We start from the raw sequence: 24,874 nt of genomic DNA, 5'->3' as shown, positions 1-24,874 counted from the left end.
ACATGGGAGCCGACATGGGCGACTACGTCGCTGTCTTCGACGAGCTTCGGCTCGCCGACGCGGACCGGGCCGGGGGCAAGGGCGCCAACCTGGGCGAACTGGTCGCGGCCGGTCTACCGGTGCCACCCGGGTTCGTCATCCTGCGCAACTGCTATGAGCAGGTGATCTCCGACGGGCCGAATGGCGCCGAACTCGACCGCCTGCACGCCGAGGCGCTCGACGCGAGCGCCGATGGTGCTCGGGTAGCCGAATTGTGCCGCCGGATGCGCGAACTCGTAGATCACACCGCGCTCGACAACACGGTGCGCACCATGATCCTGGCCGGATACCACGCACTCGGTGACGAAGTCGCGGTGGCGGTGCGCTCGTCCGCAGTCGGCGAAGACAGCGCCACGTCCTCCTTCGCCGGAATGAATCTCTCGCGCACCAACGTGCACGGCGACGAGAACGTGATCGAGGCCGTAATCGACTGCTGGGCTTCACTGTTCACCCCGCGCGTGGTGACCTATCGAGCACGGCGCGGACTGCGCCGGCGACCGGCGATGGCCGTGGTGGTACAGCGCATGGTGAGCGCACGACGGTCCGGGGTGGCCTTCACTGCCGATCCGGCGACCGGACGACGCGACCGAGTGGTGATCGACGCGGCCCGCGGTCAGGGCGAGGTCGTCGTCTCCGGCGCGACCGAACCGGATAACTACATCCTCGACGCGGACGGACCCACTCTGCTCGAAACCCGCAGCGGGCACCAGAGTTTCGCCATCGTGGCCGGGCCGGACGGCGACCGGCGGATCGAATTGACCGAAGGCGAAGCCGAAGTGCCGGTGCTCGACGAGCAGCAGGTCGTCGAGGTGGCCCGGCTCGCGCTGACCGTACAGAAACATCACGGCACACCCCAGGACGTCGAATGGGCCTACGACGAGGACACGCTATGGCTGGTGCAAGCACGCCCGATCACCACGCTTCCCGACTACCCGGCGGGCCCGACGGCTCAGCAGGTACTGGTGCGGGGTCTGGCCGCCGCGCCTGGACAGGCGAGCGGCGCGGTCCGCGTCCTCACCTCACCCGCACAGGGCCAAGCGCTGCGCGACGGTGAGGTGCTGGTGGCGCCGATGACCAACCCGGACTGGCTACCCACCATCACCCGCGCCGCAGCGGTCGTCACCGACAGCGGCGGGATGACCTGTCACGCCGCGATCGTCGCGCGCGAGCTCGGTGTCCCGTGCGTGGTCGGCACCCGCACGGCCACCACGGCGTTGGCCGACGGAACACTGGTCACCGTGGACGGCCGTGCAGGCGAAGTCCGTGCGGGACAAGCGGAATCGAATACAACCACGGTGACCACCGATTCCGCGCCCATTGTCGCGTCGTCGGAACCGACGGCCACCCGCATCTACGTCAACCTCGCACTGCCCGAAGCCGCGGAGCGGGTCGCCGCATCCGATGTCGACGGTGTCGGCCTGTTGCGCGCGGAGACACTGCTCACCGAGGCGCTCGGCGGACGACATCCGCGCGATCTCATCGCCTGCGGCGAGGAACAGGCCTTCGTGACGCGAATGGCCGAGTCACTGCACCGAATTACCGCCGCCTTTGCGCCGCGACCGGTCATCTACCGGGCAATCGACATGCGCAGCAACGAATTCCGTGCATTGACCGGCGGAACCCGATACGAGCCGGTCGAACACAATCCGATGATCGGCTACCGCGGCTGCTACCGCTACATCCGCGAACCCGAACTGTTCAACCTCGAGCTCGCCGCGCTGGCCCGGGTGCGCGAACGAACCGCCAACCTGCACTTGATGATTCCGTTCGTGCGCACCCGCTGGGAACTGGCGGCCTGCCTGGAACTCGTCGACGCCAGCCCACTCGGCCGCCAGCGCGGACTGCACCGCTGGGTCATGGCCGAAGTGCCCTCGGTGGTGCACTGGCTGCCCGAATACATCGGTCTCGGCATCGACGGCGTCTCCATCGGCAGCAACGACCTCACCCAGCTGATGCTCGGCGTCGACCGCGACTCCGAACAATGCGCCGAGTTGTTCGACGAATCCGATCCCGCGGTACTCGATGCCATCACCCGCATCGTCTCGACCGCCCGCCGCCTCGGCATCACTTCCTCGCTGTGCGGACAGGCACCATCTAACCGCCCCGAATTCGCCGAACACCTTGTCCGCATGGGCATTACGTCCATCTCGGTCACCCCGGATGCCGTACCGGCCGCCCGCCGCGCGGTCGCCGCCGCCGAACGCCGTCTCCTGCTCGACAGGGCGCTTTGCGAGCCCGGTCCGGCGACACCGCGCTGACAACACAGCGTTTCCCTGGCGTCCCGCTGCCAGGCAACCACTGTGCGTCACACAACAGCACCTCCGCAGTGCAGCTCGCGTCCCCGGATCGCCTCGGACATCGCGCGCGATTCCATTTCGTGAGCACAACAACGGGTACGTCGCGTATCACGATCTCGCGCTCTGCCCAATTCGCGTCGCACCCACCGACGCGCAAGCTTCGGCGCGCGACTCGATTCGGACACCCGCGCCTCGGATGAAAGCGGCTCAGGCCTTGCGCACCACGATCATCGGGCACTCCACCGTATGCAACAAGGCATTGCTGGTGGAACCGAGCAGCATGCTCGCGAATCCGCCGCGACCGTGGCTGCCGACCACGAGCAGTTGCGCATTCACCGACTCGTCGAGCAGCGCCCGAACGGGGCGGTCCAGCTTCAGGATTCGAATCACCGGCACGTCCGGGTACCGATCGCGATATCCGGCCATGTTCTCGGCCAGCAGTGTCTGCTCGGACTCGCGCGCGGCCTCCCAGCCCGAATGCGGCAGATCGATCCCGCTGGCATCGCTCCAGGTGTGCAGCGCCGTCAGCCCGACCTTACGCCGTGAGGCCTCCTCGAACGCCAGCTCGATGGCGGGCACACTGTTGTCCGAACCATCGACACCGACCAAGACCGGTTTGCTTACTGAGACCGGATCCAGCGCCGAATTCCCGTGAATCACCGCGACCGGACAGTGCGCGTGGTGGGTGACCGCGGAGCTGACCGACCCGAGCAGTCCGCGCTGGAACGCGCCGACGCCGCGGCTGCCGACCACCAGCATCCTCGCCTGCGCCGAGCGCATGATCAGCGTCGGCGTGATCGACGCGAAGATCACCTCGGTCGCCAAGTCCAGCTCCTCCCCCGGTGTGGCCTGACGGGCCACCCGGGCCGCTTCGGTGACGACCCGCTCGCCGTCGCGGTGTAACCACTCCACATCCTCTTCGCTCAAGGCCTTGTCGGGACCGAAGTCCGGCATCGCCAAAGAGGTGAGAATGCGCAGCGGACACTGGTGCAGCGCGGCATCGACCGCCGCCCAGGCGACCGCCTGATACGAACTCGCCGAGCCGTCGACTGCCGCGATGATCTGTGGACCTGCGGAATTGCCCATCGTCGCTCCCTTTCCGTATGACCGACAGCGCCGGTCACTGTCCGGGGTCACCGTGCTACGGCAACCTCACTGCCGGTCCTCTTTGATCGGACCGTTGAATTGACGCCACTGTCGGTCCCAGCCCACCCCCTGACGACGCCCGAGCAGCCATAGGGCACCCTGCATCAGCAGCCACGCGATGACCCAGGTGCCGTTCAGCACCACGACGCCGACGCCGATCCCGGTCAGCACGGCGGCGCCGGGACGCCGTGGCGCGGCCGTCGGAGTCCCATCCGATCCCAGCCACACCCGCACGTGATCCCCGGGTGCCGCATGGATCGGCACGCGCATCGTCGCGGTGCCGGGGCGGCCATCGTGGGTCCACCGCACCCGCGCCTCGAGCAGATGCGACGGCGTCCGCTCGGGTTCGTCGGTGATCATGGCGCTCACTGCGGATTTCGCCGCATCCTCGGTACGGATTCGGGCCGTGGCGTCGGTATAGGCCGTCGTCCCCAATGCCCCGGCAACCGGGATCGCGGCGACTACCGCGAGTGCAACCAGGAGCCGCAACGCGGCCTCGATTCGATCCGACGGCCGAAGCAAGGGATTCGGACTCCACGGGCGCAGCCACCACAACCGTCGCAGCGGCGACCACGTGGCACGGATCGGGAACGCCGAGTCCTGCGACATCGCCGATCACCTTCTTCCGGTGGCATGTGTACCGACCCGAGCATCCCGCGTGGGCACGACCGCGGGCAGAGACGAAGGTCACCGCTCCCAGGGGTCCACCGACCTCGCTTTTCGGTATGCCTCGACCGCGGTCGGCAAGGTCAGGTAGAGATGCTGCGCGCCGATCTTCGCGGTCAGTCCGGCCGCATCCAGATCGTCGCGCAGATCAGCTTTCACGCGTGCCATGGCGAAGACGATGCCGCGGCAGCCAGCTCCGCGCGCACCTGGTCGACCGCGTCGAGCGCGGTGAGATCGACTTCCACAATTGGCTTCGGCATTGAGCACGAACCAGCGCACCGGTGTAGCTCCGCGTTCGTCCCACTCGTCGACCGCGGCCAGCGCCCGATGCCGGAATTCCTCCGCATTGGCAAAGCACAGCGGCGCGTCGTAGCGATAGATCCCCAGTCCGGGAACCAGTTTCGCGTCCGAAGAGTCATCGACGTCGTGCATCCCCGCCACCCCAGAACGAATCCGAGAATGGCACCGTGGGCCCGCGCCACACACGGCGCAACAGGTCGAAGATCGATAGGGCGATCGCCACCAGCACCCCGTAGAGCACACCCAGTGCCAGCATCGCGACAACCGTGCCGAGCGCTGCCGTCAGGAAACCGGCGAGGATACCGCGTGCCCCGAGCAGTACTGCCAGCGCGCTCCCCAGCGCCACAACCGAATACAGCTGTGTACGCGCCGCCCATGGCGTCTGCGATCGTGGTGCGGCTGCCACTGCAGCTCGCCGGAAATCCGTGCAGCACCCCGGATGCCAGATTGGTCGCGCCGAGTGCGGCGAGTTCGGTATTCACGGCGACGTGCCCGCCGTGCCGGGCCGCGAAAGCGCGCGCGGTCAAGGCATTGTCGGTGAAACCGACCACGGCGATGCCGACCGCGGGCAAAACCAATTGGGCGATATCGGCGGCGGCAACCCCAGCGAAGCGTGGTACCGGTAGCCCGGCCGGAACCGATCCGACGACCTCGATGCCGTAGCGCCGCAACGAGAAGACCGTTACCACACCGGTGGCGAGCAGCACCGCGAGCAACGGCCCCGGCACGCGCGGTGCACGCCAAGCGAGCAACAACAGCACACTCAGCACCGACACTGCGAACACCAGCGTCTGCCAGTGCCACCGCCCTGCGTGCGTGGCGAGCGAATGCGGCTGCGCGAGAATGGATTCCCCCTCGACCGGAATCCCGGGTCACGCGGCCGAGCTGGCCGACGATCATGATCACCGCCGTACCCCGCCAGATATCCGACGAGCACCGGTCACGACAGCAGATCGGCGAGTACACCGAGCCGCGCCGCCGCTCCCGCCGGACACAGCGCTCCCACGAACAGGGCGAGTATCGCCGCCAATGCCGCGTACCGGTCCGGATCACCGGCCGCCAGCGGCGCCAGCGCCACCGCAGTCATCAGCGCCGTGGTCGACTCCGGGCCGACCGACAGCTGCCGGGATGTGCCGAGCAGAACGTATACCGCCAGCGGTCCGATCGACGCCCACAGCCCGACAACCGGTGCCAGCCCAGCCACGGTCGCATAGGCCATCACCTGCGGCACCAGATAGGCGGCGACCGTGACACCGGCCAGGACATCGGTACGCAGCCGGGTCCGGTCGTAGCCATCGAACTGCCGCAGGCCCGCGAGTAGATGCGCCGGCATCTGGCCAGCATCGCACGGTTCGGCCATCGAACGCGGATGGCCGAAAGTCCCTGGGCATGGGTCGGTTCGGCACTGTGCGGGCGCACTGCCCGGTCGTAGCGTCGAATCGAAGCAGTTTCACGGTTGAGGGGAACGATATGCGAGTCCGAGTCGTCTACGAGTCGATGTTCGGCAATACTGCCGTCGTCGCCAAGACCATTGCGGCGGCACTGGGCAAATACGGCGAGGTGGAGGTTTTGGATGTGGCGACGGCCGCCCAACGCCCCGAGCCGACGGTGGACCTGCTGGTGGTCGGCGCTCCCACGCACGCCTTCGGCATGAGCCGGGCACGCACGCGGCGCGACGCGGCAGGCCGGACCGAGGCGCCGGTCACGATCGATATCGGCATGCGGGAATGGCTGGACGCGGCTCTGCCAGTGCCGCCGGGCTCCCGGGCCGCGGCATTTTGCACCAAGGCCGCGAAACCGTCCTGGCTACCAGGTTCGGCCGCACGCGGCGCTGGAAAACGGTTGCGGCGCTTGGGCTATGAGCTGATCGATGCACCAGCCGACTTCCGCGTCGACGGCATGCTCGGCCCGCTCACCGCGGGCGAGTTGGAGCGGGCACGGGCCTGGGCGGATCACCTCGCCCACACCGAACTCGACCACATCGCGCACCGGTCCTGAGAGCCGAGCAGCAGCGATGTCGTATCGGGTCGCGGTCACCGAATCGAGTCCGACCACCCTGCTCGAGTTGCGTCGCACGGTGCGCGCCGAGCATGCGGGCGACGACATCGGCGCGGGCATGCAGGCACTCTACGAACTGGCCGCCCGCACCGGACTCGCACCGACCGGACCCCCATCGACGACGTACCTCGGCATGTTCGGACCGGACGCGACCACCGTGGTCGACTTCGGCCTCCCGGTGACCGACGCAATCCTCGACGGCGCCGCCGAACACATCGGTCTGCGCCATCTCGAGCCAACCTTATTCGCCAGCACCAGACACCACGGCGACTACCGCTGTATCGGCGATGCCTACCGTGCGCTCGACAACTGGATCGGTTCCTCCAACTATCAACCGATCGGACCCTCCACCGAGGTGTACCTGGTGGCGCCGGACGCAGCGGTACGGCCCGGCGATCTCGTGACCGAGATCCGCCGACCGGTCGCCGCCGCCCTGGCCGTCCGGGTACCCGCATTGTTCGCCGATACCGTCTCCGAACTTCGAAAGGCACTGGCCGAACAGGGATTCGGCATCATGACCGAGATCGATGTGCGTGCCACGATGCGGATGAAGCTCGGTGTGCAGATGGCCGAGTACCTGATTCTCGGTGCCTGCAACCCGGTCCTCGCGCACCGCGCGCTGACCGCTGATCCCCGGGTCGGCTTGCTGCTGCCGTGCAATGTGGTGGTGCGCGCCGCGGATAACGACACCATCCTCGTGGAGGCGGCTGACCCGGAGTTGCTGGTGCGCGGTGCGGTGCTGCACCGCACCGACGAACCCGAACTGCACGCGGTCGCCCGGGAGGCCAGGGAGCGCTTGGCGGCGGCTTTGGAGACCGCCGGAAAACGGCTGGAGATCGTCGAAAAGCGTGCACCCGATACGCGATAGCCCGATGATTCGGGAGCGGGCTGTACTCGTCGGCAACGGGCCGAGATCGTTCAGCAGGCGGTCGCCTCGCTGGTGTCGAAGGGCTCCGACAACACTTCCTCGACAGCTCGACGCGGCGTCATCGGCAGTGGATGGGAGCTCGTCGGTGGCCAGCCGATCCTGATGAGAGCTTGTGGATAGCCGTAGTCGTCGAGGACCCCGGCCCGCACCCGATGACGCAGCGCCGGGATCTCGAGCGGTTCGGTCAGCACGCAGGTGGCCAGACCGACATTGGTGGCCGTCAGTAGAACCGCGCTCAACGCTTCGCCCGCGTTCAGTCGCGAGCCTCGATCGTCGCCCCTGGTGGCGAGCACCAGCAGTTCGGCGAAGTCGGGTTCGTGCGCCTCGTCGACCAACCCCGGACCAGCGAACGCCCGTGGCGGCAGTTCGTCGTCGGCGCGAACTCGCGGGATGTTCCTTGCGGGCACACCATCCGGTGTCGCGTGCCTGCCGCTCCACTCGGCCACTTCGAATCGATACTCCTGATCCTCGGCATGCCGCTCGGCTGCCGCCCGCAGGGCATCGACCAAACGCTCCCGCGACCGGTCATTGGCCTGCCGCACAACCGCTCCCAACGTCGCGGCGCGCTCGGTGACCAGCCCGAGGTACCCGGGCGGCACCGGCCAGGAGCTGTAATGCCGGCGATCGGTCCGTCTGCGGGTGATCGCGGCACTCAGCGCGATGTCTTGGGGAGTCGGCCGATGCCGCACCAGTTCGATCGCTGCCAGGTGGTCGGGTTCGGCCGGGTTCGGCAGTCGATGTACCACCGCCGACCAGCCGAGCGCAGCGAAGGCGACCCGCAGATGATGCAGTACCGCACCGCAGCTCAACACCATGTCACGTTGATCGGGATCGGTCGACGGCAGCGCTCGCGCGGGATCCAGGCACAGGTGGACAGAGCGATCGCCGATCCGCCACCGCCACGGTTGGGTGTTGTGTACCGACGGCGCCCGCACCGCAAGCGCGAGCGCCGCCTTCACGGTGTGATCATCGGGCAATCCGTGGTCCATTGTCATCATCCTTTCCTTCGCCCCGATCCACGCTGCCCCCGATGCACCGCCATCGGTAAGAGCACGACGACCCCATCTGCCGGGACTTCGGATAACGATGCGAGGACGGTCCGGAAGTCCCGCGACATCAATGACCTTCGGCCATCACCTCGCGCCACCCATTGCGAAATCCTTAATGCAGCAGTGGGAGAACCACTATGTGCCTCACCCGACGGAGGTTGACACCATGTCCGAATTCCACGGCCGAAGCGCCGTCGTCACCGGCGGTGCGCACGGCATCGGCGCGGCCATCGCGCGAACCCTGGTCAAGTCCGGCCTACGCGTGGTCGTGGCCGATCTCCTCGATGCCGAGGGTGCGGCGACGGCCGAATCCCTCGGCCCGACAGCGATATTCCGACACCTCGACGTCATCGACGAATGCGGCTGGCGGCAGGTGCTAGATGATGCCGAAGCGAACTTCGGGCCACTCGCCGTGCTGGTGAACAACGCGGGGATCGTCGACTTCGGCGGAATCGAGTCCGAATCCCCTGCGATGTTCCGCCATGTCGTGGACGTCAACCTGTACGGCGCGTGGCTCGGCATGCATCTGGCTGCCCCGCGGCTACGCGTAAATGGCGACGGCGTCATCGTCAACATCTCCTCGACCGCCGGCCTGGTGGGCTATTCCGGGATCGCCGGATATGTAGCAAGCAAATGGGGTCTGCGTGGACTGACCAAGGCCGCCGCGCTCGAACTCGGCGACGCCGGCGTCCGGGTCTGCTCGGTGCACCCCGGCCCGATACACACCCCGATGACCGCCGGTTTCGATGAGAGCATCGCCGCAGGACAGCCGCTTCCGCGTTTCGGCGAGCCTGAGGAGGTCGCGGCGATGGTCGGCTTCATCGTGAACGAGGCCACCTTCTCGACCGGTTCGGAATTCGTCACCGACGGTGGCGCCACTGCGGGCATGACCCTCGTCGAACCCCCACAGGCGCACGGAACATGGCAGTGACCGCCGCCGCCCAAGTGCGGGAAACCCACACCGGCGTCGTCCTGCTCTGCGGGGACCGGGCGTACAAAACCAAGAAGCCGATCGCCACCGACTTCCTGGACTTCAGCACAGCACCGCTGCGCGAGCACGCCTGTGCCCGCGAGGTCGAGTTGAACCGGCGACTGGCGCCCGATGTCTATCTCGGCGTCGCACACCTCACTGATCCGACCGGTGGTCCCGACGAACCGGTGATCGTCATGCGGCGGATGCCCGAAGACCGGCGCCTGTCCAATGTGCTCGCCGATCCCCTCGTGCGCCGATCGGAGCTGTCTGAACTGGTCCAGGTGCTCACCCTGTTCCACCACACAGCACGGCGCGGACCCGAGATCGATCACGCCGCAACGCCGGAGCAACTGCGCGAGCGCTGGCGTGCACTATCGAATCCGCTCGCGGAACAATCAGCCGACCTCGTGAATCCGGCAGGGCTCGCGCGCATCGATGAACTCGCGATGCGCTACATCGAGGGCCGAAAGCCATTGCTGGCGCAGCGGATCGCCGATGGCCGCATCGTCGACGGGCACGGCGACCTGCTCGCGCAGGATATCTTCGATCTCGCCGACGGCTTCCGGGTACTCGACTGTCTGGACTTCGACGATCAACTCCGCTACGTCGACTGTCTCGACGACATCGCCTTTCTGGCAATGGATCTCGAATTCCTCGGCCACCGCGAGCTGGGCGATCGACTGCTCGACGAATACCTCCGAACCACCGCAGATCCCGCGCCCACCTCACTGCGTGATCACTACATCGCCTATCGCGCCCTGGTCCGCGCGAAGGTCGATGTCATCCGCTTCGGACAGGGCGAGACTGCTGCACGCGAACGCGCGCAACGACATCTGCAGATCGCCGCGCGCCATCTGGACCAGGCGGCGGTGCGGCTCGTCCTTGTCGGCGGTCTGCCCGGTACCGGAAAATCCTCCGTGGCCGCCGAACTCGCCGCCGCCACCGGCGCGATCGTCATCTCCAGCGACCATATACGCAGGCAGCTATTGGCCGGACAGGAGCTGACCGGTCCGATCGGCACCTACGCCACGGGCGCGTATGCCCCGGAGGGTAAGGCCCGCGTGTACGCCGAGATGCTCGCTCAGGCTCGCGTACTGCTGGCCTCCGGTGTCTCGGTCATTCTTGACGCGAGCTGGATAGACGCGGCCGAACGCAGTCACGCGACAGCGCTGGCCGAAGAAGCACACGCCGACCTGTTGGCACTGCAGTGCGTCTGTCCCCGTGCGCTGGCCAGTCGCCGGATCCGGCAGCGCGCGGCCTGCGAATCCGATGCCACGCCGGATATCGCCGACGCCATGGCTGCCGCGGCATCGGTCTGGCCGGACGCGATAGGCCTCGACACTGCCTTGCCGCTGGACCAGACTGCGGCTGCGGCCGTTCGTGCCTGGCAGCGAAGCGAACCGGTGACAGCAAGGGACTTCGGTCACGATTCCGGGGCCTGTCTCCGCCCCGCCGGGCGCGATCGCTCAGTAGGCTGAAGTGCCACGCGAGAGAGGTGTTTGTTGATGATCAGCGTCTTCTTGGTCGATGACCATCAGATCGTGCGTCGCGGTGTGAAGGATCTGATCGATTCCGAGCCCGATCTCGAGGTCGTCGGCGAGGCGGGCACGGTTTCGCAGGCGTTGGCGCGGATACCCGCGCTGCGCCCGCAGGTCGTGGTCCTCGACGTGCGCCTGCCCGATGGCAATGGCGTAGAGCTGTGTCGTGAACTGCTGAATCAGCATCCCGAGCTGCGGTGTCTGATACTCACCTCGTTCACCGACGAGCAGGCCATGCTCGATGCCATTCTGGCCGGGGCCAGCGGGTACGTGGTCAAGGACATCGACACCATCGAGCTGATCGAGGCCATTCGCGAGGTCGGCGCGGGTAAGTCGCTGCTGGACAATCGCGCGGCCGCGGCCCTCATGGCAAAGCTGCGCGAGGAGGGCGCAGCCAAAACCGGGCCGCTGGCCAGCCTCACCGAACAGGAACGGACCCTGCTCGATCTGCTCGGTGAAGGACTGACGAACCGGCAGATCGCGAGCCGGATGTTCCTCGCGGAGAAAACCGTGAAGAACTACGTCTCCCGGCTACTGACCAAACTCGGGGTAGAACGCCGCACTCAAGCAGCGGTGCTGGCCTCCAAACTCAACATACCCACCAAGTGGCAGGAGTGAGCAACGTGCGGTTTCGCTCGGTGTGACACGGGGTGCACAATCCGGGCAGAATACTGATCATGGAAGTCGAGTCGTCTGTCTCCGGACAGACCCCGGTGACGGAAACTTTGTCTCAACTGCGACTTCGTGAACTGCTCGGCGAAGTCCAGGACCGCATCGCCCAAATCGTCGGCGTCCGCGACCAGATGGACCGCCTGATCGAGGCCATGCTGGTCGTCACCGCCGGATTGGACCTGGACAACACGCTGCGCTCGATCGTGCACACCGCCATCGAGTTGGTCGACGCCGAATACGGCGCGCTCGGCGTACGCGAAACCGATGAGACCAGCAACGAGCTCGCCGAATTCGTCTACGAGGGCATCGACGACCGCACCCGGGTCATGATCGGCGATCTGCCGCGCGGTCACGGTGTCCTCGGCCTGTTCTTCGAACAACCGAAACCCATTCGGCTGCCGGATCTTTCGAAGCATCCCTCGTCGGTCGGCTTCCCCACCCACCACCCGCCGATGCACACCTTCCTCGGCGTACCGGTGAAGGTTCGCGACGAGGTCTTCGGCAACCTGTACCTGACCGAGAAGGCCGGTGGACAGGAATTCACCGACGACGACGAGGTCGTGGTGCAGGCACTGGCCGCCGCGGCCGGTATCGCCATCGCCAACGCCCGCCTCTACGAACAATCCCGGATCCGCCAGCAATGGCTGGAGGCCAACCGCGATGTGGCCACCGAACTACTCGCCGGCGGCGACCCGGGCACCGCCCTCGAACTGGTCACCGACCGTGCCTTGACGCTCACCCAGTCGGCGTGCACCTTCCTCGCACTTCCCGAGGACCCCGATATCCCCGCCGAGGATGTCACCGAACTGGTGGTGGTCGCCGCGGCGGGCGTCAGCGCCCAAGACCTCATCGGCGAACGCATCCCCATAGACAAATCGCATTCCGGCGAAGCATTCCGCAAGGGACAGATCATCGCGGTCGACGAATTGAACTTCCCTATCTTGGGCGAGCCATCCAAATTCGGCCCTGCACTCAATCTGCCGCTACGCGCCGAGGACTCGGTCATCGGCGTACTCGCGACTGTGCGGCCCGCTGGCACACAGCCGCTCGATGCGGCCGGGCAAGCGATGATGGCCGCCTTCTCCGACCAAGCCGCGCTCGCCTTGCAGCAGGCGAACAGTCAGCGCCGGATGCGCGTACTCGACGTGCTCTCCGACCGCGACCGGATCGCGCGCGACCTGCACGACCATGTCATACAGCGCCTGTTCGCGGTCGGTCTCTCACTGCAGGGCACCGCCCAACGCGCCCGTGCACCCGAAGTCAAATCCCGGCTCACCGAAACCATCCAGGACATCCAGTCGATCGTGCAGGAAATCCGGCAATCGATCTTCGATCTGCACGAGAGCACCACCGCGGATGCCCCGACGCTACGTAAACGGCTGCACGGCATCATCGCCGACATGATCGGCGAAAGCGGATTGCGCACCACGATTCGCCTCGCCGGTCCGGTCTCGGTGCTGGCACCGCCGCTGTCGGAGGATGTCGAGGCCGTGTTGCGCGAGGCGGTGAGTAACGCGGTACGGCACGCATCGGCGACGACCGTGTCGGTCCACCTCACGGTGCGCGACGACGTCACCATCGAGGTCGCCGACGACGGTATAGGCGTGCCCGACAACGTCGATCGGATGAGCGGATTGGCGAATCTGGCCGCACGCGCCGAACAGGCCGGCGGCAGCTTCAGCATCGCGAAGGGCGAGCACGGAGGCACGACACTGCGCTGGTCGGCACCGTTGCCCTGAGCGGCGTCACCCCTTGGCATCAGCTGTCTTTGGGCCCCGCGGTTCGTGACCAATGCCAGACGTGCCGGACCCCCTCGGATTCCTAACCTACGGATAACCGATCCGTGGAATCCGAAGGGACACCGCCCATGACCACCCAGCACCACGATGATCCACACCGGCTGGCGTCGGCCGAAATAGTGGTCGGAACCGACGGCTCCGAAGCGGCCGATCTCACCGTTCGTTGGGCCGCCGAGACCGCCTCCCAGCGGGGTCGGCGCCTGCGCATCGTGCACGGCTTGGACCTCGCCGCCGCCGGCGCCGCCTACGGGATCTACGACGTGATCATGCCACCGGTGATCGACGCGATCCGCAGCGAAGGCACGGACATGCTGCGCACGGCACGCCGACTCGCCCGTCAGATCGATCCGAGCCTGACCGTGGAAACCGAACTCTCCGAAGCCAATCCAGCGCATCTTTTGATCGAGCTGTCCGAAACGGCACATCTCGTCGTCATCGGCGCGACGGGTTCCGGCGGCACCCTCAGCCACCTCGGATCGACACTGCTCGCGGTCGCCGGCCACGGCTGCGGCGCGATCGTGGTGGTGCGCGATACCGGCACCGAACAGCAGACCCGACGTGTCGGCCCCGTCGTTGTCGGCGTCGATGGCGGACCGGTCAGTACGGCCGCCGTCGAGGCCGCGTTCGCCGAAGCCAGCGAACGCAGAACCCAACTCGTCGCCATCCACGCGTGGAGCGACCTGTACTACGACCGCTTCGCCGGACTCCCCTACTCGATCTCCGACCGAGACGCCGAGACCGCCGGGCATGCGATCCTCGCCGAACAGCTCGCGGGATGGCAGGACAAGTATCCGGACGTCCAGGTCATCCGCAAGGTGTACCTGTCCGGTCCACGACAGGCACTGCTGGAGTGGTCACGGTCGGCGCAGCTGCTTGTCGTCGGTAGCCGGGGCCGCGGAGGATTCCGCGGACTGCTACTCGGCTCCACCAGCAACACGATGGTGCAGACCGCGCACTGTGCGGTCATGGTCGTCCACGCGGAGTAAAACACCCATTCCCGTCGCGTAGAAGGATTACGAAATCCCATGTCCGCCAACGCCATCAATTCCCCCGTGCTCGTCGGCATCGACGGCTCCGAAGCCGCCGCCGAGGCAGTGCGCTGGGCCGCGGTCGATGCCGTCCATCACCGCGCGCCCCTGCATATCGTGTACAGCATCGGCGCGCCGATGGACTTCGGTCCCGGAATCGCTTTCAACCAAATCGATTACGACGCCTTTCGGGCGGCCGGTGCGGCGGCCGTCGCCGCCGCACGCGAATTCGCAACCGCGGCAGCCGCAGCCGTCGGCGACCTGGACATCGCCACCTTCGTGGTCGAGGCGCCGCCGATCCCGGTCCTGCTCGACCGCTCCAAAGAGGCGCGCCTACTGGTCGTGGGCACCCGCGGGCTGGGCGCGTTCCGCCGTGGCCTGCTGGGCTCGGTGAGCACCGCCGTCGCACGGCACGCGCACTGCCCGGTCGCTGTCATCCCCGAACCCGAAAACTACACACCGGATCGGCTACTGGGCCCGGTGCTGGTAGGCGTCGACGGCTCGGCGAGCAGCAGCCGCGCCATCGAGATCGCCTTCGACGAGGCCGACCGTCGCGAGGTCGCGGTGCGCGCGGTACTCACTTGGTCCGAATTCAACCGCTATATCTCGCGCGCCTATATGCAGAAACAGGCCGAGGAGCAGTTGTCCGAAAGCCTGGCCGGTTACGCGGAGAAGTATCCCGACCTCGAAGTGCAGCGCGTGGTCGTCGAGGACCGACCGGCCAGATGCCTACTCGCGGAATCCGCGGACACCCAGCTGATCGTCGTCGGTAGCCACGGCCGCGGCGGTTTCGCGGGGATGACCCTCGGCTCGGTCAGCCAAGCCGTCCTCCACGCCACCGACTGTCCCCTCATCATCGCCCGCCCACAAAACTGACCGAAGGGCATCGACATGATCGCTTACTCCGATGACAATCCACACCAACTGGCATCAGCCGCAGTGGTGGTGGGAACCGACGGATCGACAACCAGCGACGCCGCCATCCGATGGGCCGCGCAAACGGCAGTTCGGAACCGACGGCGGTTGCTGATCGTGCACTGCCTCGACCTCCTCGGTACCCGCGCGGTCCTGGGGAGCTATGACGCGATGGAGCCCTCGGTCATCGCGACAATGCGTGCCGACGGTGAACGCATCCTCGCCAAGGCCGGTGAACTGGCTCATGACGTCGACCCGGAACTGACCGTCACCACTGAACTCTCCGAAGCGAATCCCGCCAAATTGTTGATCGAACTCTCGCAAACGGCGGACCTTGTCGCCCTCGGCGCCACGCCGAGTTCCGGTACTCTCGCTCACCTCGGGTCGACATTGCTCGCGGTGGCCGGCCACGGGCATGGCGCTACGGTCGTTGTACGCGGCGCCGAGACGGGGCAACCGGCTCATCCGGGCGGTCCAGTCGTGGTCGGCGTGGACGGTAGCCCGGTCGGTGAGGCCGCCATCGCCGCGGCATTCGCGGAGGCATCCGAGCGCGAGGCCGAACTTGTTGCCGTGCACGCCTGGAGCGACCTGAACGTCGGCGCGTTCGCTGGAAGCACCTATCTGGAAATCCCCATCGTCGACCTCGAGATCGCCGAACACGCGCTGTTGGCGGAGCGGCTCGCGGGCTGGCAGGAGAAGTATCCCGATGTCACTGTCACCCGCAAGGTCTCCGTTCTCGGACCGCGCGAGCTGCTGGGCAAGTGGTCGGAGTTCGCGCAGCTGATCGTGGTCGGCAGTCGTGGGCGCGGTGGATTCCGTGGCTTGCTGCTGGGATCGACCAGCAATTGGCTTGTGCAGCATGCCGATTGCCCGGTCATGGTCGTACATCCGAGCTGACCTTCGACCTCCCCCTCCGGGACCGAAGCCCCTGCCCGCCCACCCCATCCGACGGGCATGGTGGTCATCGGGCCGCGGACAACCGCCCATCCGCGGCCCACCCCACATTCGCCAGATCGAAGGAATCATCATGAGCAGCGCGACATTCGACGCACCCTTCCACACCAAGCCCGGCGAGAGCCTGGCCGACCTCTTCAACATCCCAGGCATCGTCCTGTTCGCGCTCGGAGTGGTCGGCCTGGCATCGACACTCACCGCTGCGGCCTACGGTTTCGCCGGTTGGACGAAAATCGGCGCTCTCACCACCGCACTGCTGTTTCTCACCAGCATTTCGCTGTTCCTGCTCGAACACGAACGGCTGCGCCGCCTGGCCACGCACCGTGCGGTGACCGAGCCGGCAACGGATCCCACGGCTGGGGAGATGGACAACTGAGATGACCGAGAACGTGAATACGCACCGGCTGGCGTCGGCGAAGGTAGTCGTCGGCGTGGACGGCACAGTCGCGTCGAATCTGGCTGTTCGGTGGGCCGCCCGGACCGCCGCGCCGCGCGGGCGGGCACTGTTGATCACGCACGGCATGGATCTGCGTGCCGTAGCCGCCGATTTCGACGCGAGCGCCTTTCCGGTTCACATGCTCATGGACGAAACCCGCATGCGCGGTGCGGATTTCGTCGCCAAGGCCGAGCGAATCGCACGTGCGGAAGCCCCCGAGTCGACAGTTTCGACGGAGGTATCCGAGGCACATCCCGCCGAGCTGTTGATCCGGCACTCACGCACCGCACACTTGGTGGCCATGGGGGTAACACCCGGACTCGGCGGCGCCGCGCATCTCGGATCGACTGTGTCTGCCGTGGTCGCGCACGGCCACGGCAGCGTTGTGGTCGTGCGCACCGCCGACCCGCGTGAACAGCTACCGGCCGACGGTCCGGTGGTGGTCGGTGTCGACGGCGGCCAGGCCGGTGAAGCCGCGATCGCCACCGCCTTCGCCGAGGCATCCGACCGGGGGGCCACCCTTGTCGCGGTGCACGGCCACCACGACCTCTTCATCGATACCTTCGCCGGGTATCCCTTCCTCGACGCACCCATCCAGACGATGGAAACCACGCAGCGCGAACTACTGGCCGACCGCCTGCACGGATGGCAGGAGAAGTACCCGAATGTCGAGGTCCGTCACAAAATCTACGACCTGCATATCCGGCAGCATCTGCTGGAGTGGTCCAGGACCGCACAGCTCATCGTGGTCGGCAGTCGTCGTCGCGGCGGATTTCGCGGGCTCCTATTGGGCTCCACGAGCAATGCCCTTGTGCAACACGCGTATTGCCCGGTCATGGTCGTGCACCAGGACTAGACCGACCCGAAAACGAGGACAACGTGTGTGTCACCGCCCCGGATACTGAGCGCTGGGATGTCTACACCGTCCTGGCCGACAGCGAAACCTTCGGCTCCCCACCGCAACTCGCCACCGGCGAGACGGTCGATGACGAGCATGCGGTGGCGGTGTGCTGCGGCACCGCTGCGGATGCCGTTGCCGAGGGCGGCCATCCGTGTCGAACCCGTGCGGGCAGAACATGCCGACCAGACGCTCGAGGGTTCTACCAACTCGGCATCAACGAGGTGACAGACGACCGCGGGAAGCAATCTGGCCGCCGGGATTAGCTGGTTCACGTTGTGGAGCGGTACCGCCGACATACTCATCGACACCCCGCCGATCACATTCCTTGCGTCAGCGCCGAGCTTCCCACCTATAAACCGGCGGGAGTTCCCGAATCAGAAAGGTCTGCCAAAGAGCCCTCCGACCTCGCCTAGGCTGGCAATAGAGCATCGCCTCGGCGGGGCATGGTCTTCACTCGGGTTGATGAGGCAAGTTGCTAAGATTAGAAAGTAATCTCAGCATTTGTCGGTATCCGGAGAGTGGAGGACATCATGGGGGATGCACGCCAGCCGCTCTATCGGATGAAGGCAGACTTCTTCAAGACGCTCGGGCATCCGGCGCGCATTCGGGTGTTGGAGCTACTCAGCGAGCGTGATTACGCGGTGTCAGAGATGTTGCCCGAGGTCGGTATCGAACCGGCGAATTTGTCGCAGCAGTTGGCGATCTTGCGTCGTACGGGGTTAGTGACCGCTCGACGGGAGGGGTTGTCGGTTTCCTACGCGTTGACCTCGCCGCGGGTCGCGGAGCTGTTGACGGTGGCGCGGGCGATCCTGACCGGGGTGGTGGCCGGCCAGGCCGAGTTGCTCGAGGAGCTATCCGAACCCACCTTGGTCAGCGAATCCACGGGGTGACCTCGCAGCACGGTGAGCATTTCGGCGGGCGCCGTCGGTCCGGTGTGCCGAAGGGCACGTCGGATCCGGCCGCCTGGACCGAGCCGAATCACAACGGCTCGACGCGATCCTCGATGCCACTCCGCCGCCGGCCGCGCTCGAGCTAGGCGGTCGTGAACTGGAGAAATGGATGGCTTGAAGGCGTTCCGGTCATGCCATGTCGGCAGGAGTCGGCGGAAGTAGTGGTGGGAGGTAAGGCCACCACGTCGCGTGGTCACGCACCAGATCACGCAGTGCCGGGCTGCTGCGCAGCGTAGAGCGGCAGTAGTGGTCCCAAGGCTCGGCGCTGTTGCTGTCAGGGATCTGCTTGTGCGTGTGTATGCCGCTGGACATGACGTCGGCCAGCAATTCGGCGATGGTGAGGATTTCGTCCCGCTCGTCCTGCTGCTCGGGCAACGGTTCATCGCCGTAGAGGTATCGACGTGAGCCGGGTCGATCGAGCATCAGCAGGTGCACATCACGCAAAGCGCTCAGCACTGTGTTGTTCGCGGAGACCGCGGCCATCGCGTTGCTGATCTTGGTTTGCTCGGCACCCACGCGAGTTTGCTCGGCGACGGCACTGGTTTGCTTGGCCAGGTAGATAACTGACACTGTGGTCGCCACCAGTGCGAGCGCGGCTACGAAAGCGGCCACCGCTTCGGCCGATATCTCCCCCATATTGTTCCCCCCTGCGTTGATGGGTGAAAAGTGTTGCAGCCCTGAGGATATCAAATCGAACGGGAATGCAGATCACTCAGTCGAGGCTCGGTGGTGGCGTGGTAGACCATCTGCCTCGACACCGTTCACCCGGCCAGTAGTGCCTCACCGAACGCGGCGCTCAACGCACGAGGGTCTCGGTGTCCTTGTGTTCGAGAACTTCAGCGTCCGAGTGGCGTGTGAGGTGCTTCATGCGGCTCACGGGTACGAAACTGCGGGCATGGTCGATCGCCTCATGGGTGTTGGCGAACAACGCATCCTCGCCTCCGGTGGGTAGGGCGCCGATGGCGCACAGACGGCGGTGGTGGTCGGGGCGCAGCCCGGACAGCAGCACGGTGATGTGACGGTGTTCGAGTTTGCCGATGGCGTCTTTGAGCACGAGCGCACCGGTGGTGTCGAGGGCGGTGATCTTCGACATGCGCAAGATGACCACCTTGACGTCGGCGACCTCGGCCAGTTCCAGGAGGAACCGGTGTGCGGCGGCGAAGAACAAGGGTCCTTCGATGCGGTAAGCGACGATGTGGTCGTGTAGGAGGTCGTGTTCCTCGACGAGGTGGTCGGTGTCATCGAGGGGCACCTGCTCCAGGCGGGCCTCGCGGGCCACCGATCGCAGGGCGAGCACGATCGCGAATCCGACGCCGATCGCGACTGCGGTGACGAGGTCCAGCGCGACGGTGACGCCGAAGGTCACGACCATGATGATCGCGTCGCCCCGCGAGGCCCGTGCGATCGCGGTCAGCGACGCGGTCTCCACCATCCGCATCGTTGTCGCCAGCAGTACACCCGCGAGCGCGGCCAGAGGAATGTCGGCGACCAGCGACGCTCCGAGGTAGACGATCGCCGCGAGGATCACCGCGTGGGTGAGCGCGGACAGGCGGGTGCGGCCGCCGGAGCGCACGTTGACCGCGGTGCGCGCGATCGCGCCGGTAGCCGGGACGCCGCCGAACAGCGGTGCAGCGATGTTGGCCAGGCCTTGACCGAGCAATTCGCGGTCCGGGTTGTGCCGGGTGCCGACGCACATGGAGTCCGCAGCGGTCGCCGACAGCAGCGATTCGAGCGCGGCCAGTGCCGCCACCGCCAACGCTGGTGCCAGCAGCGATCCGAGTTGGCCGGGGTGCACGAAGCCCAGCGACGGCGCGGGCAATCCCGACGGGATGGTCCCGATCAAGGACAGATCGAGGTCGAATACGCGCGCGATCACCGTGGCGATGGCGACCGCGACCAGCGCGAAGGGCAGTTTGGGCAGGTATCGGCCGCCGATCAGGATGACCGCGGCCACCATGAGCGCGGTCGCGGGCGTCGCCAGGCTCGGTCCTCCCGCGAAGCGGCGCACGGCGTCGAACGCTGATTGCCACACCTTGTCACCCTCGGCGTCGGCGATCCCCAACGCGGCCGGAAACTGTTGCAGCGCAATCACGACCGCAATACCGGCGGTGAACCCCTCGATCACCGGGGCGGGCATGTACCGCACCGCCCGCCCGACACCCGCGACGGCGAGCACCACGAGCATGATCCCGGCCATCAGCCCGACCGTGAGCACCCCGGTCGCGCCGTGCGCATGCACGATCGGAACCAGCACCACCGTCATCGCACCGGTCGGTCCCGACACCTGGAACCGTGAGCCGCCGAATACCGAGGCCAGCGTGCCCGCGATCACTGCCGTCGCTAAACCCGCTGCCGCGCCCAGCCCCGAGCTGATCCCGAATCCGAGCGCGAGCGGCAACGCGACCAGCGCGACGATCAGACCGGCCAGCAAGTCCGCGCCGGGCACGCGGACCGCGGGCTTCCATTCCGACCAGGTGGGAAGTAGCGCCCTCATCCTCAGCGGGCACCGAGCAGGCGCAGTTTCAGCGCGGCCAGCTGCTTGCGCAGTTCCTCGGGCAGCCGGTTACCGCCGATAGTGGCGTACCACTCATCGATCGAGCGCGTCTCGGCTACCCATTCCTCGATGTCGACCACGAGCGCGGCCTCGACCAAGTCGCGCGCGCCCTCGTCGAGCCCGGACAGATCCAGCGCATCGGCGGTGGGCACATGACCGATCGGGGTCCATTGCGCGGTCGCGGTGCCCTCGATCCGTTCCAGCGCCCATTTCAGCACGCGGGCGTTGTCGCCGAATCCGGGCCACAGGAATTTGCCGTCCGTGCCGCGACGGAACCAGTTGACCTGGAAGATCTTCGGCAGTTTCGCCGCATCCGCGCCCGCGCCGAGCGACAGCCAGTGCGCGAAGTAGTCCCCGACGTGGTAACCGAGAAACGGCAGCATCGCCATCGGATCACGCCGCACCACACCGACCTTTCCCGCGGCCGCGGCGGTGGTTTCCGAGGACAGCACCGACGCGGTGAACACCCCGTGCGCCCAGTCGAACGACTCGGCGACCAGCGGGATCGTCGACGCGCGGCGGCCGCCGAAGAAGATCGCCGAAATCGGCACACCGATAGGGTCGTTCCACTCCGGGGCAACCGATGGGCACTGCTCGATCGGGGTGCAATAGCGCGAATTCGGGTGTGCGGCAGGGGTTCCCGACTCCGGGGTCCAGTCTCGGCCGTGCCAGTCGATCAAATGTGCGGGCGGCTGGTCGGTCAAACCCTCCCACCACACGTCGCCGTTGTCGGTGCGCGCGGTGTTGGTGAAGATCGAGTTACCGACATCGGTGGTCGCGATCGCGTTCGGGTTGGTCTTCGCCCCGGTACCAGGAGCGACACCGAAGAACCCGGCCTCCGGATTCACCGCGTACAACCGGCCGTCGGCACCGAAACGCATCCACGCGATGTCATCACCGATGGTCTCGGCCTGCCAACCGGGCAGCGCCGGTTCGAGCATGGCGAGGTTGGTTTTGCCGCACGAGGACGGGAACGCTGCCGCGATGTAATGCGTCTTGCCTTGCGGGGAGGTGAGTTTCAGGATCAACATGTGCTCGGCCAGCCACCCCTCGTCGCGGCCGAGTACCGAGGCGATCCGCAGCGCGAAGCATTTCTTACCGAGCAGCGCGTTGCCGCCGTAACCCGAGCCGTAGCTCCAGATGGTGCGCGATTCCGGGAAATGCGCGATGTATTTGGTCTTGTCACACGGCCACGCCACATCGGGCTCCCCTACCCCCAGGGGCGCACCGACCGAGTGCAGACATTGCACGAATTCGACACCGTCGGTGAGCTTGTTCCACACCGCCGCCCCGGAGCGGGTCATGATCTGCATCGAGACCGCGACATACTCCGAATCAGTGACCTGCACACCATATTTCGGATCGGCGGCATCCAAAGGACCCATGCAGTACGCGATCACATACATCGTCCGGCCCGCCATCGCGCCGCGATAGTGCTCGGTCATCACCGTGCGCATATCGACCGGATCCACCCAGTTGTTCGTCGGACCCGCATCGGACTGGTCCTCAGAGCAGATGAACGTGCGGTCCTCCACCCGCGCCACGTCGTCGGGATCCGATACACACCAGAACGAATTCAGCTTGCGATCCAGGCACACGAAGGTGCCCTTGGCCACCAACTCCCCAGTCAACCGGTCCCACTCCGCCCGCGAGCCGTCACACCAGACGATCCGCTCCGGCGCGGTCAGCTCAGCAACCTCGCGCACCCACGCGGTGACGCCGGAATGATCGGTCGGGGCCGCCACGGCCAGGGTGGATGCGGCGCTATCGGTCACAGGTGCTCTCCTTCGAACTCACTAGATATCTAGTTTAGAAATCATGCAATCAGCCGGCCAGCAGCGGGAAGGTGACAATGCCCACCACCTGCGAGTCTCAGCACTTCGTGAAGACGCCGGCCTTCATCCGATGCAACGGCGAACCGATCCCGGCGCCCGTGAACCAACCTCCCACCCGGTGTGACATCGGCACCGATCACCGATCTCATAATTGCGCACTTTAGCAAACAGCATACCCTGTGAGGGATACTGACCCGATGAACGCGCAGACCACACCGACCCTGCCCCAGCGGATCGGCTACATCTTCGGCCGCACCCTGCCCGCGTCGATGTCGGAATGGGTGCGCAATGACCTGACCGGGCCCGGCGCTGCACGGCGTTACCTGATGCGTTTCCTGATCCCGGTCATCCCGCCGCTCATGCTGTTTCTGCTGATCCCGGGCCCGAAATGGATGAGCGTGGCGATGATGGCGCTGCTGTATCTGCCGCTGATCTACTTCACGGCAGCCCTGATGTATGTCTACCGACGCAGCCGCCTGATCAAGCACGGCCTCGATCCAGCACTGGCCGACGCCGATTCCCGACGACGCTCCGAAGCAGCGCGTCTCGATTACGAACGTCGCCACGGCCGCGCCTGACACCCGACGTCCAGCCTTTAGATAATTGCTAAAGTTAGCAATCAATCATGGAGGTGAACTGGATGCGGGTGACACCGCTGAGCCGACTACGCGGGCGGATCCTGCGCTCCGCGGACTACTCGCTACTGTGCCGAACCTCGGCATTAGCAACCGACACCACGTCCTGCCCACGGTGCGAGAGCGCCGCATTGGTAGACATCACCACCGGAAAACCGTTCCACCGCATCGGCCATCACTGAAGCTGGCCAGCCCGCGACCGCTCGCCACCCGGCAAAAGCTCGGCCTTGCCTTCATCCCGGCAGGAACTGACACTGACCCGACCGGAGCTTGTCGCGAAGGCGGTCATGATGGCGACAGTCGGTCGGCCCCATCCCCTGTCCCGCACCCTCAACCTCGGCGAACAAGCCCTCCATGACCAAGGTGTGCAACTGCCACCGCAGTACGCGGCGGCGATCAAGACTTTGCTGAACCTCTCACCCCACACCCTCGAAGACCCCACCCAGGCCCAGCAATGGCTCGACATATTCGAATTCTCCGCGACCGCTAAACCCTCCCCCGGCGTTCGCGCCCAGCTCGGGATGGACCGCTCCCGCGACCGCCTCGCCGACTACCCGCATCACCACCCCCAGCCTGGTCGTCGGATTCGCCGACGACCCGATGGCCCCCGCAGTGTTCGGCCGGAAAGTCGCGGCCGCCATCCCCGGCGCGCGATACGTGGAAATCGAACGCTGCGGCCACTACGGATACCTCGAACGCCCCGACGAGGTCAACCGCGTCATCATCGACTTCCTCACTGCACCAACCAGATAGAACCCACACCAACCCAGCCCCTACCTCGGCGAACCGACCCGCGACAGGACGACCTCGATGGGATACGGGCGCTCGCTGCGAGGACCGTGTCCGCTGTGCCAAGGACACCGGGCTACGAAATTCGCTGTTCAAATCCTTTGATGCGAACTGGATCTGGGTCGCGATCGTCGCCCTGGCTCTGATCTGACCGCCTGCTGCAAACGATCGGTCTGCACCACCACCCCGCCCGCTGCTGGGAACCGAAAACACTACGCCGGCAACTGTTCTCGATCCCGCCGGAAAGCGCACCACGCCCGCCGCGTCCACCTGCTGTCTCGACACCATCGCGGCGCCGGCCTGCTGCTGACCGACGCTGGACCACCTGCAACCAGGCTGACCAGCACAAACCACCCCTACAACCAACAAAGGGACCTTCATCCGGGCCCGTGCAACTCGGCAGCCACCCGTT

At 66.3% G+C, this 24,874-nt stretch carries 22 protein-coding genes and 2 pseudogenes; 17 read left to right on the top strand and 7 right to left on the bottom strand.

Features of this window, described 5'->3' with window-relative positions:
* Positions 1–14 precede the first annotated feature (14 nt).
* Positions 15–2,297, top strand: coding sequence for a phosphoenolpyruvate synthase (gene ppsA / locus ACFYOW_RS28935; protein ID WP_387293103.1), 2,283 nt, complete (start codon positions 15–17; stop codon positions 2,295–2,297).
* 246 nt (positions 2,298–2,543) lie between these two features.
* Here the strand turns inward: ppsA and ACFYOW_RS28930 are convergent, their stop codons facing one another.
* The 3 genes and pseudogenes from ACFYOW_RS28930 to ACFYOW_RS28920 form a co-directional block, all read right to left on the bottom strand.
* The gene (locus ACFYOW_RS28930) at positions 2,544–3,422 is read right to left on the bottom strand and encodes a universal stress protein (RefSeq protein WP_387293101.1); all 879 of its coding nucleotides are present in this window, start codon (positions 3,420–3,422) and stop codon (positions 2,544–2,546) included.
* Positions 3,423–3,488: 66 nt separating this feature from the next.
* Positions 3,489–4,091, bottom strand: coding sequence for a hypothetical protein (locus tag ACFYOW_RS28925; protein ID WP_387293099.1), 603 nt, complete (start codon positions 4,089–4,091; stop codon positions 3,489–3,491).
* A gap of 78 nt (positions 4,092–4,169) precedes the next feature.
* A pseudogene (locus tag ACFYOW_RS28920) lies at positions 4,170–5,781 on the bottom strand (SulP family inorganic anion transporter).
* A gap of 137 nt (positions 5,782–5,918) precedes the next feature.
* Here ACFYOW_RS28920 and ACFYOW_RS28915 point away from each other — a divergent pair.
* Positions 5,919–6,446: a flavodoxin family protein gene (locus tag ACFYOW_RS28915; RefSeq protein WP_387293097.1), complete on the top strand. Its 528-nt coding sequence runs from the start codon at positions 5,919–5,921 to the stop codon at positions 6,444–6,446.
* A 16-nt stretch (positions 6,447–6,462) separates the two neighbouring features.
* A complete protein-coding gene (locus ACFYOW_RS28910) occupies positions 6,463–7,374 on the top strand; it encodes a DUF302 domain-containing protein (RefSeq protein ID WP_387293095.1) in 912 nt (303 codons plus the stop codon).
* Positions 7,375–7,424: 50 nt separating this feature from the next.
* On the opposite strand, the gene ACFYOW_RS28905 is transcribed toward ACFYOW_RS28910, so the two are convergent.
* Positions 7,425–8,423, bottom strand: coding sequence for an Acg family FMN-binding oxidoreductase (locus ACFYOW_RS28905; RefSeq protein ID WP_387293093.1), 999 nt, complete (start codon positions 8,421–8,423; stop codon positions 7,425–7,427).
* 226 nt (positions 8,424–8,649) lie between these two features.
* On the opposite strand from ACFYOW_RS28905, the gene ACFYOW_RS28900 reads away from it, so the two are divergent.
* The 11 genes from ACFYOW_RS28900 to ACFYOW_RS28850 all read left to right on the top strand — a co-directional run bounded on the left by ACFYOW_RS28900 (position 8,650) and on the right by ACFYOW_RS28850 (position 18,589).
* A complete protein-coding gene (locus tag ACFYOW_RS28900; RefSeq protein ID WP_387293091.1) occupies positions 8,650–9,414 on the top strand; it encodes an SDR family NAD(P)-dependent oxidoreductase in 765 nt (254 codons plus the stop codon).
* Complete coding sequence (locus ACFYOW_RS28895; RefSeq protein ID WP_387293089.1) at positions 9,405–10,934, top strand: AAA family ATPase; 1,530 nt, start codon at positions 9,405–9,407, stop codon at positions 10,932–10,934. Before ACFYOW_RS28900 ends, ACFYOW_RS28895 begins: the two co-directional genes overlap by 10 nt.
* 27 nt (positions 10,935–10,961) lie before the next feature.
* Positions 10,962–11,612 carry a response regulator gene (locus ACFYOW_RS28890; RefSeq protein WP_387293087.1) on the top strand — a complete coding sequence of 217 codons (651 nt, stop codon included), beginning with the start codon at positions 10,962–10,964 and terminating at the stop codon, positions 11,610–11,612.
* A 59-nt stretch (positions 11,613–11,671) separates the two neighbouring features.
* Positions 11,672–13,405 carry a GAF domain-containing protein gene (locus ACFYOW_RS28885; protein WP_387293085.1) on the top strand — a complete coding sequence of 578 codons (1,734 nt, stop codon included), beginning with the start codon at positions 11,672–11,674 and terminating at the stop codon, positions 13,403–13,405.
* Positions 13,406–13,533: 128 nt separating this feature from the next.
* The gene (locus ACFYOW_RS28880) at positions 13,534–14,451 is read left to right on the top strand and encodes a universal stress protein (RefSeq protein WP_387293083.1); all 918 of its coding nucleotides are present in this window, start codon (positions 13,534–13,536) and stop codon (positions 14,449–14,451) included.
* Positions 14,452–14,490: 39 nt separating this feature from the next.
* Positions 14,491–15,369, top strand: coding sequence for a universal stress protein (locus ACFYOW_RS28875; RefSeq protein ID WP_387293081.1), 879 nt, complete (start codon positions 14,491–14,493; stop codon positions 15,367–15,369).
* Positions 15,370–15,384: 15 nt separating this feature from the next.
* Positions 15,385–16,305, top strand: a complete 921-nt coding sequence (locus ACFYOW_RS28870; protein WP_387293079.1) for a universal stress protein — start codon at positions 15,385–15,387, stop codon at positions 16,303–16,305.
* A gap of 130 nt (positions 16,306–16,435) precedes the next feature.
* Positions 16,436–16,738: a hypothetical protein gene (locus ACFYOW_RS28865; RefSeq protein ID WP_387293077.1), complete on the top strand. Its 303-nt coding sequence runs from the start codon at positions 16,436–16,438 to the stop codon at positions 16,736–16,738.
* A gap of 1 nt (position 16,739) precedes the next feature.
* Positions 16,740–17,654: a universal stress protein gene (locus ACFYOW_RS28860; RefSeq protein ID WP_387293075.1), complete on the top strand. Its 915-nt coding sequence runs from the start codon at positions 16,740–16,742 to the stop codon at positions 17,652–17,654.
* 23 nt (positions 17,655–17,677) lie between these two features.
* Entirely contained in the window at positions 17,678–17,962 is a 285-nt protein-coding gene (locus ACFYOW_RS28855) for a hypothetical protein (protein WP_387293073.1), read from the top strand.
* Positions 17,963–18,229: 267 nt separating this feature from the next.
* Entirely contained in the window at positions 18,230–18,589 is a 360-nt protein-coding gene (locus tag ACFYOW_RS28850) for an ArsR/SmtB family transcription factor (RefSeq protein WP_387293071.1), read from the top strand.
* Between the two features lie 189 nt (positions 18,590–18,778).
* Here ACFYOW_RS28850 and ACFYOW_RS28845 read toward each other — a convergent pair whose 3' ends face one another.
* The 3 genes from ACFYOW_RS28845 to ACFYOW_RS28835 all read right to left on the bottom strand — a co-directional run bounded on the left by ACFYOW_RS28845 (position 18,779) and on the right by ACFYOW_RS28835 (position 22,978).
* A complete protein-coding gene (locus tag ACFYOW_RS28845) occupies positions 18,779–19,285 on the bottom strand; it encodes a hypothetical protein (protein ID WP_387293069.1) in 507 nt (168 codons plus the stop codon).
* A gap of 160 nt (positions 19,286–19,445) precedes the next feature.
* Positions 19,446–21,143: a SulP family inorganic anion transporter gene (locus tag ACFYOW_RS28840; RefSeq protein ID WP_387293067.1), complete on the bottom strand. Its 1,698-nt coding sequence runs from the start codon at positions 21,141–21,143 to the stop codon at positions 19,446–19,448.
* Between the two features lie 2 nt (positions 21,144–21,145).
* The gene (locus ACFYOW_RS28835; RefSeq protein ID WP_387293065.1) at positions 21,146–22,978 is read right to left on the bottom strand and encodes a phosphoenolpyruvate carboxykinase (GTP); all 1,833 of its coding nucleotides are present in this window, start codon (positions 22,976–22,978) and stop codon (positions 21,146–21,148) included.
* A 257-nt stretch (positions 22,979–23,235) separates the two neighbouring features.
* Between ACFYOW_RS28835 and ACFYOW_RS28830 the strand changes: the two genes are divergently transcribed.
* The 3 genes and pseudogenes from ACFYOW_RS28830 to ACFYOW_RS28820 all read left to right on the top strand — a co-directional run.
* Complete coding sequence (locus ACFYOW_RS28830; protein WP_387293063.1) at positions 23,236–23,616, top strand: DUF5313 family protein; 381 nt, start codon at positions 23,236–23,238, stop codon at positions 23,614–23,616.
* Between the two features lie 47 nt (positions 23,617–23,663).
* Entirely contained in the window at positions 23,664–23,855 is a 192-nt protein-coding gene (locus tag ACFYOW_RS28825; protein WP_387293061.1) for a hypothetical protein, read from the top strand.
* Between the two features lie 325 nt (positions 23,856–24,180).
* Positions 24,181–24,426, top strand: a pseudogene (locus ACFYOW_RS28820) (alpha/beta fold hydrolase); the annotation flags it as partial.
* Positions 24,427–24,874 lie beyond the last annotated feature (448 nt).

The organism is Nocardia sp. NPDC006982 (assembly GCF_042869435.1).
Lineage (GTDB): Bacteria > Actinomycetota > Actinomycetes > Mycobacteriales > Mycobacteriaceae > Nocardia.
Note: the sequence above shows the minus strand (reverse complement) of the source record. Positions and strands in the feature narration are given on the sequence as shown.

What these genes read in the sequence shown, in the direction of transcription:
- ppsA (WP_387293103.1), top strand. Translation starts at nt 15, where the DNA reads ATGGGCGACTACGTCGCTGTCTTCGACGAGCTTCGGCTCGCCGACGCG.
- ACFYOW_RS28930 (WP_387293101.1), bottom strand. Translation starts at nt 3,422, where the DNA reads ATGGGCAATTCCGCAGGTCCACAGATCATCGCGGCAGTCGACGGCTCG.
- ACFYOW_RS28925 (WP_387293099.1), bottom strand. Translation starts at nt 4,091, where the DNA reads ATGTCGCAGGACTCGGCGTTCCCGATCCGTGCCACGTGGTCGCCGCTG.
- ACFYOW_RS28915 (WP_387293097.1), top strand. Translation starts at nt 5,919, where the DNA reads ATGCGAGTCCGAGTCGTCTACGAGTCGATGTTCGGCAATACTGCCGTC.
- ACFYOW_RS28910 (WP_387293095.1), top strand. Translation starts at nt 6,463, where the DNA reads ATGTCGTATCGGGTCGCGGTCACCGAATCGAGTCCGACCACCCTGCTC.
- ACFYOW_RS28905 (WP_387293093.1), bottom strand. Translation starts at nt 8,423, where the DNA reads ATGGACCACGGATTGCCCGATGATCACACCGTGAAGGCGGCGCTCGCG.
- ACFYOW_RS28900 (WP_387293091.1), top strand. Translation starts at nt 8,650, where the DNA reads ATGTCCGAATTCCACGGCCGAAGCGCCGTCGTCACCGGCGGTGCGCAC.
- ACFYOW_RS28895 (WP_387293089.1), top strand. Translation starts at nt 9,405, where the DNA reads ATGGCAGTGACCGCCGCCGCCCAAGTGCGGGAAACCCACACCGGCGTC.
- ACFYOW_RS28890 (WP_387293087.1), top strand. Translation starts at nt 10,962, where the DNA reads ATGATCAGCGTCTTCTTGGTCGATGACCATCAGATCGTGCGTCGCGGT.
- ACFYOW_RS28885 (WP_387293085.1), top strand. Translation starts at nt 11,672, where the DNA reads ATGGAAGTCGAGTCGTCTGTCTCCGGACAGACCCCGGTGACGGAAACT.
- ACFYOW_RS28880 (WP_387293083.1), top strand. Translation starts at nt 13,534, where the DNA reads ATGACCACCCAGCACCACGATGATCCACACCGGCTGGCGTCGGCCGAA.
- ACFYOW_RS28875 (WP_387293081.1), top strand. Translation starts at nt 14,491, where the DNA reads ATGTCCGCCAACGCCATCAATTCCCCCGTGCTCGTCGGCATCGACGGC.
- ACFYOW_RS28870 (WP_387293079.1), top strand. Translation starts at nt 15,385, where the DNA reads ATGATCGCTTACTCCGATGACAATCCACACCAACTGGCATCAGCCGCA.
- ACFYOW_RS28865 (WP_387293077.1), top strand. Translation starts at nt 16,436, where the DNA reads ATGAGCAGCGCGACATTCGACGCACCCTTCCACACCAAGCCCGGCGAG.
- ACFYOW_RS28860 (WP_387293075.1), top strand. Translation starts at nt 16,740, where the DNA reads ATGACCGAGAACGTGAATACGCACCGGCTGGCGTCGGCGAAGGTAGTC.
- ACFYOW_RS28850 (WP_387293071.1), top strand. Translation starts at nt 18,230, where the DNA reads ATGGGGGATGCACGCCAGCCGCTCTATCGGATGAAGGCAGACTTCTTC.
- ACFYOW_RS28845 (WP_387293069.1), bottom strand. Translation starts at nt 19,285, where the DNA reads ATGGGGGAGATATCGGCCGAAGCGGTGGCCGCTTTCGTAGCCGCGCTC.
- ACFYOW_RS28840 (WP_387293067.1), bottom strand. Translation starts at nt 21,143, where the DNA reads ATGAGGGCGCTACTTCCCACCTGGTCGGAATGGAAGCCCGCGGTCCGC.
- ACFYOW_RS28830 (WP_387293063.1), top strand. Translation starts at nt 23,236, where the DNA reads ATGAACGCGCAGACCACACCGACCCTGCCCCAGCGGATCGGCTACATC.
- ACFYOW_RS28825 (WP_387293061.1), top strand. Translation starts at nt 23,664, where the DNA reads ATGGAGGTGAACTGGATGCGGGTGACACCGCTGAGCCGACTACGCGGG.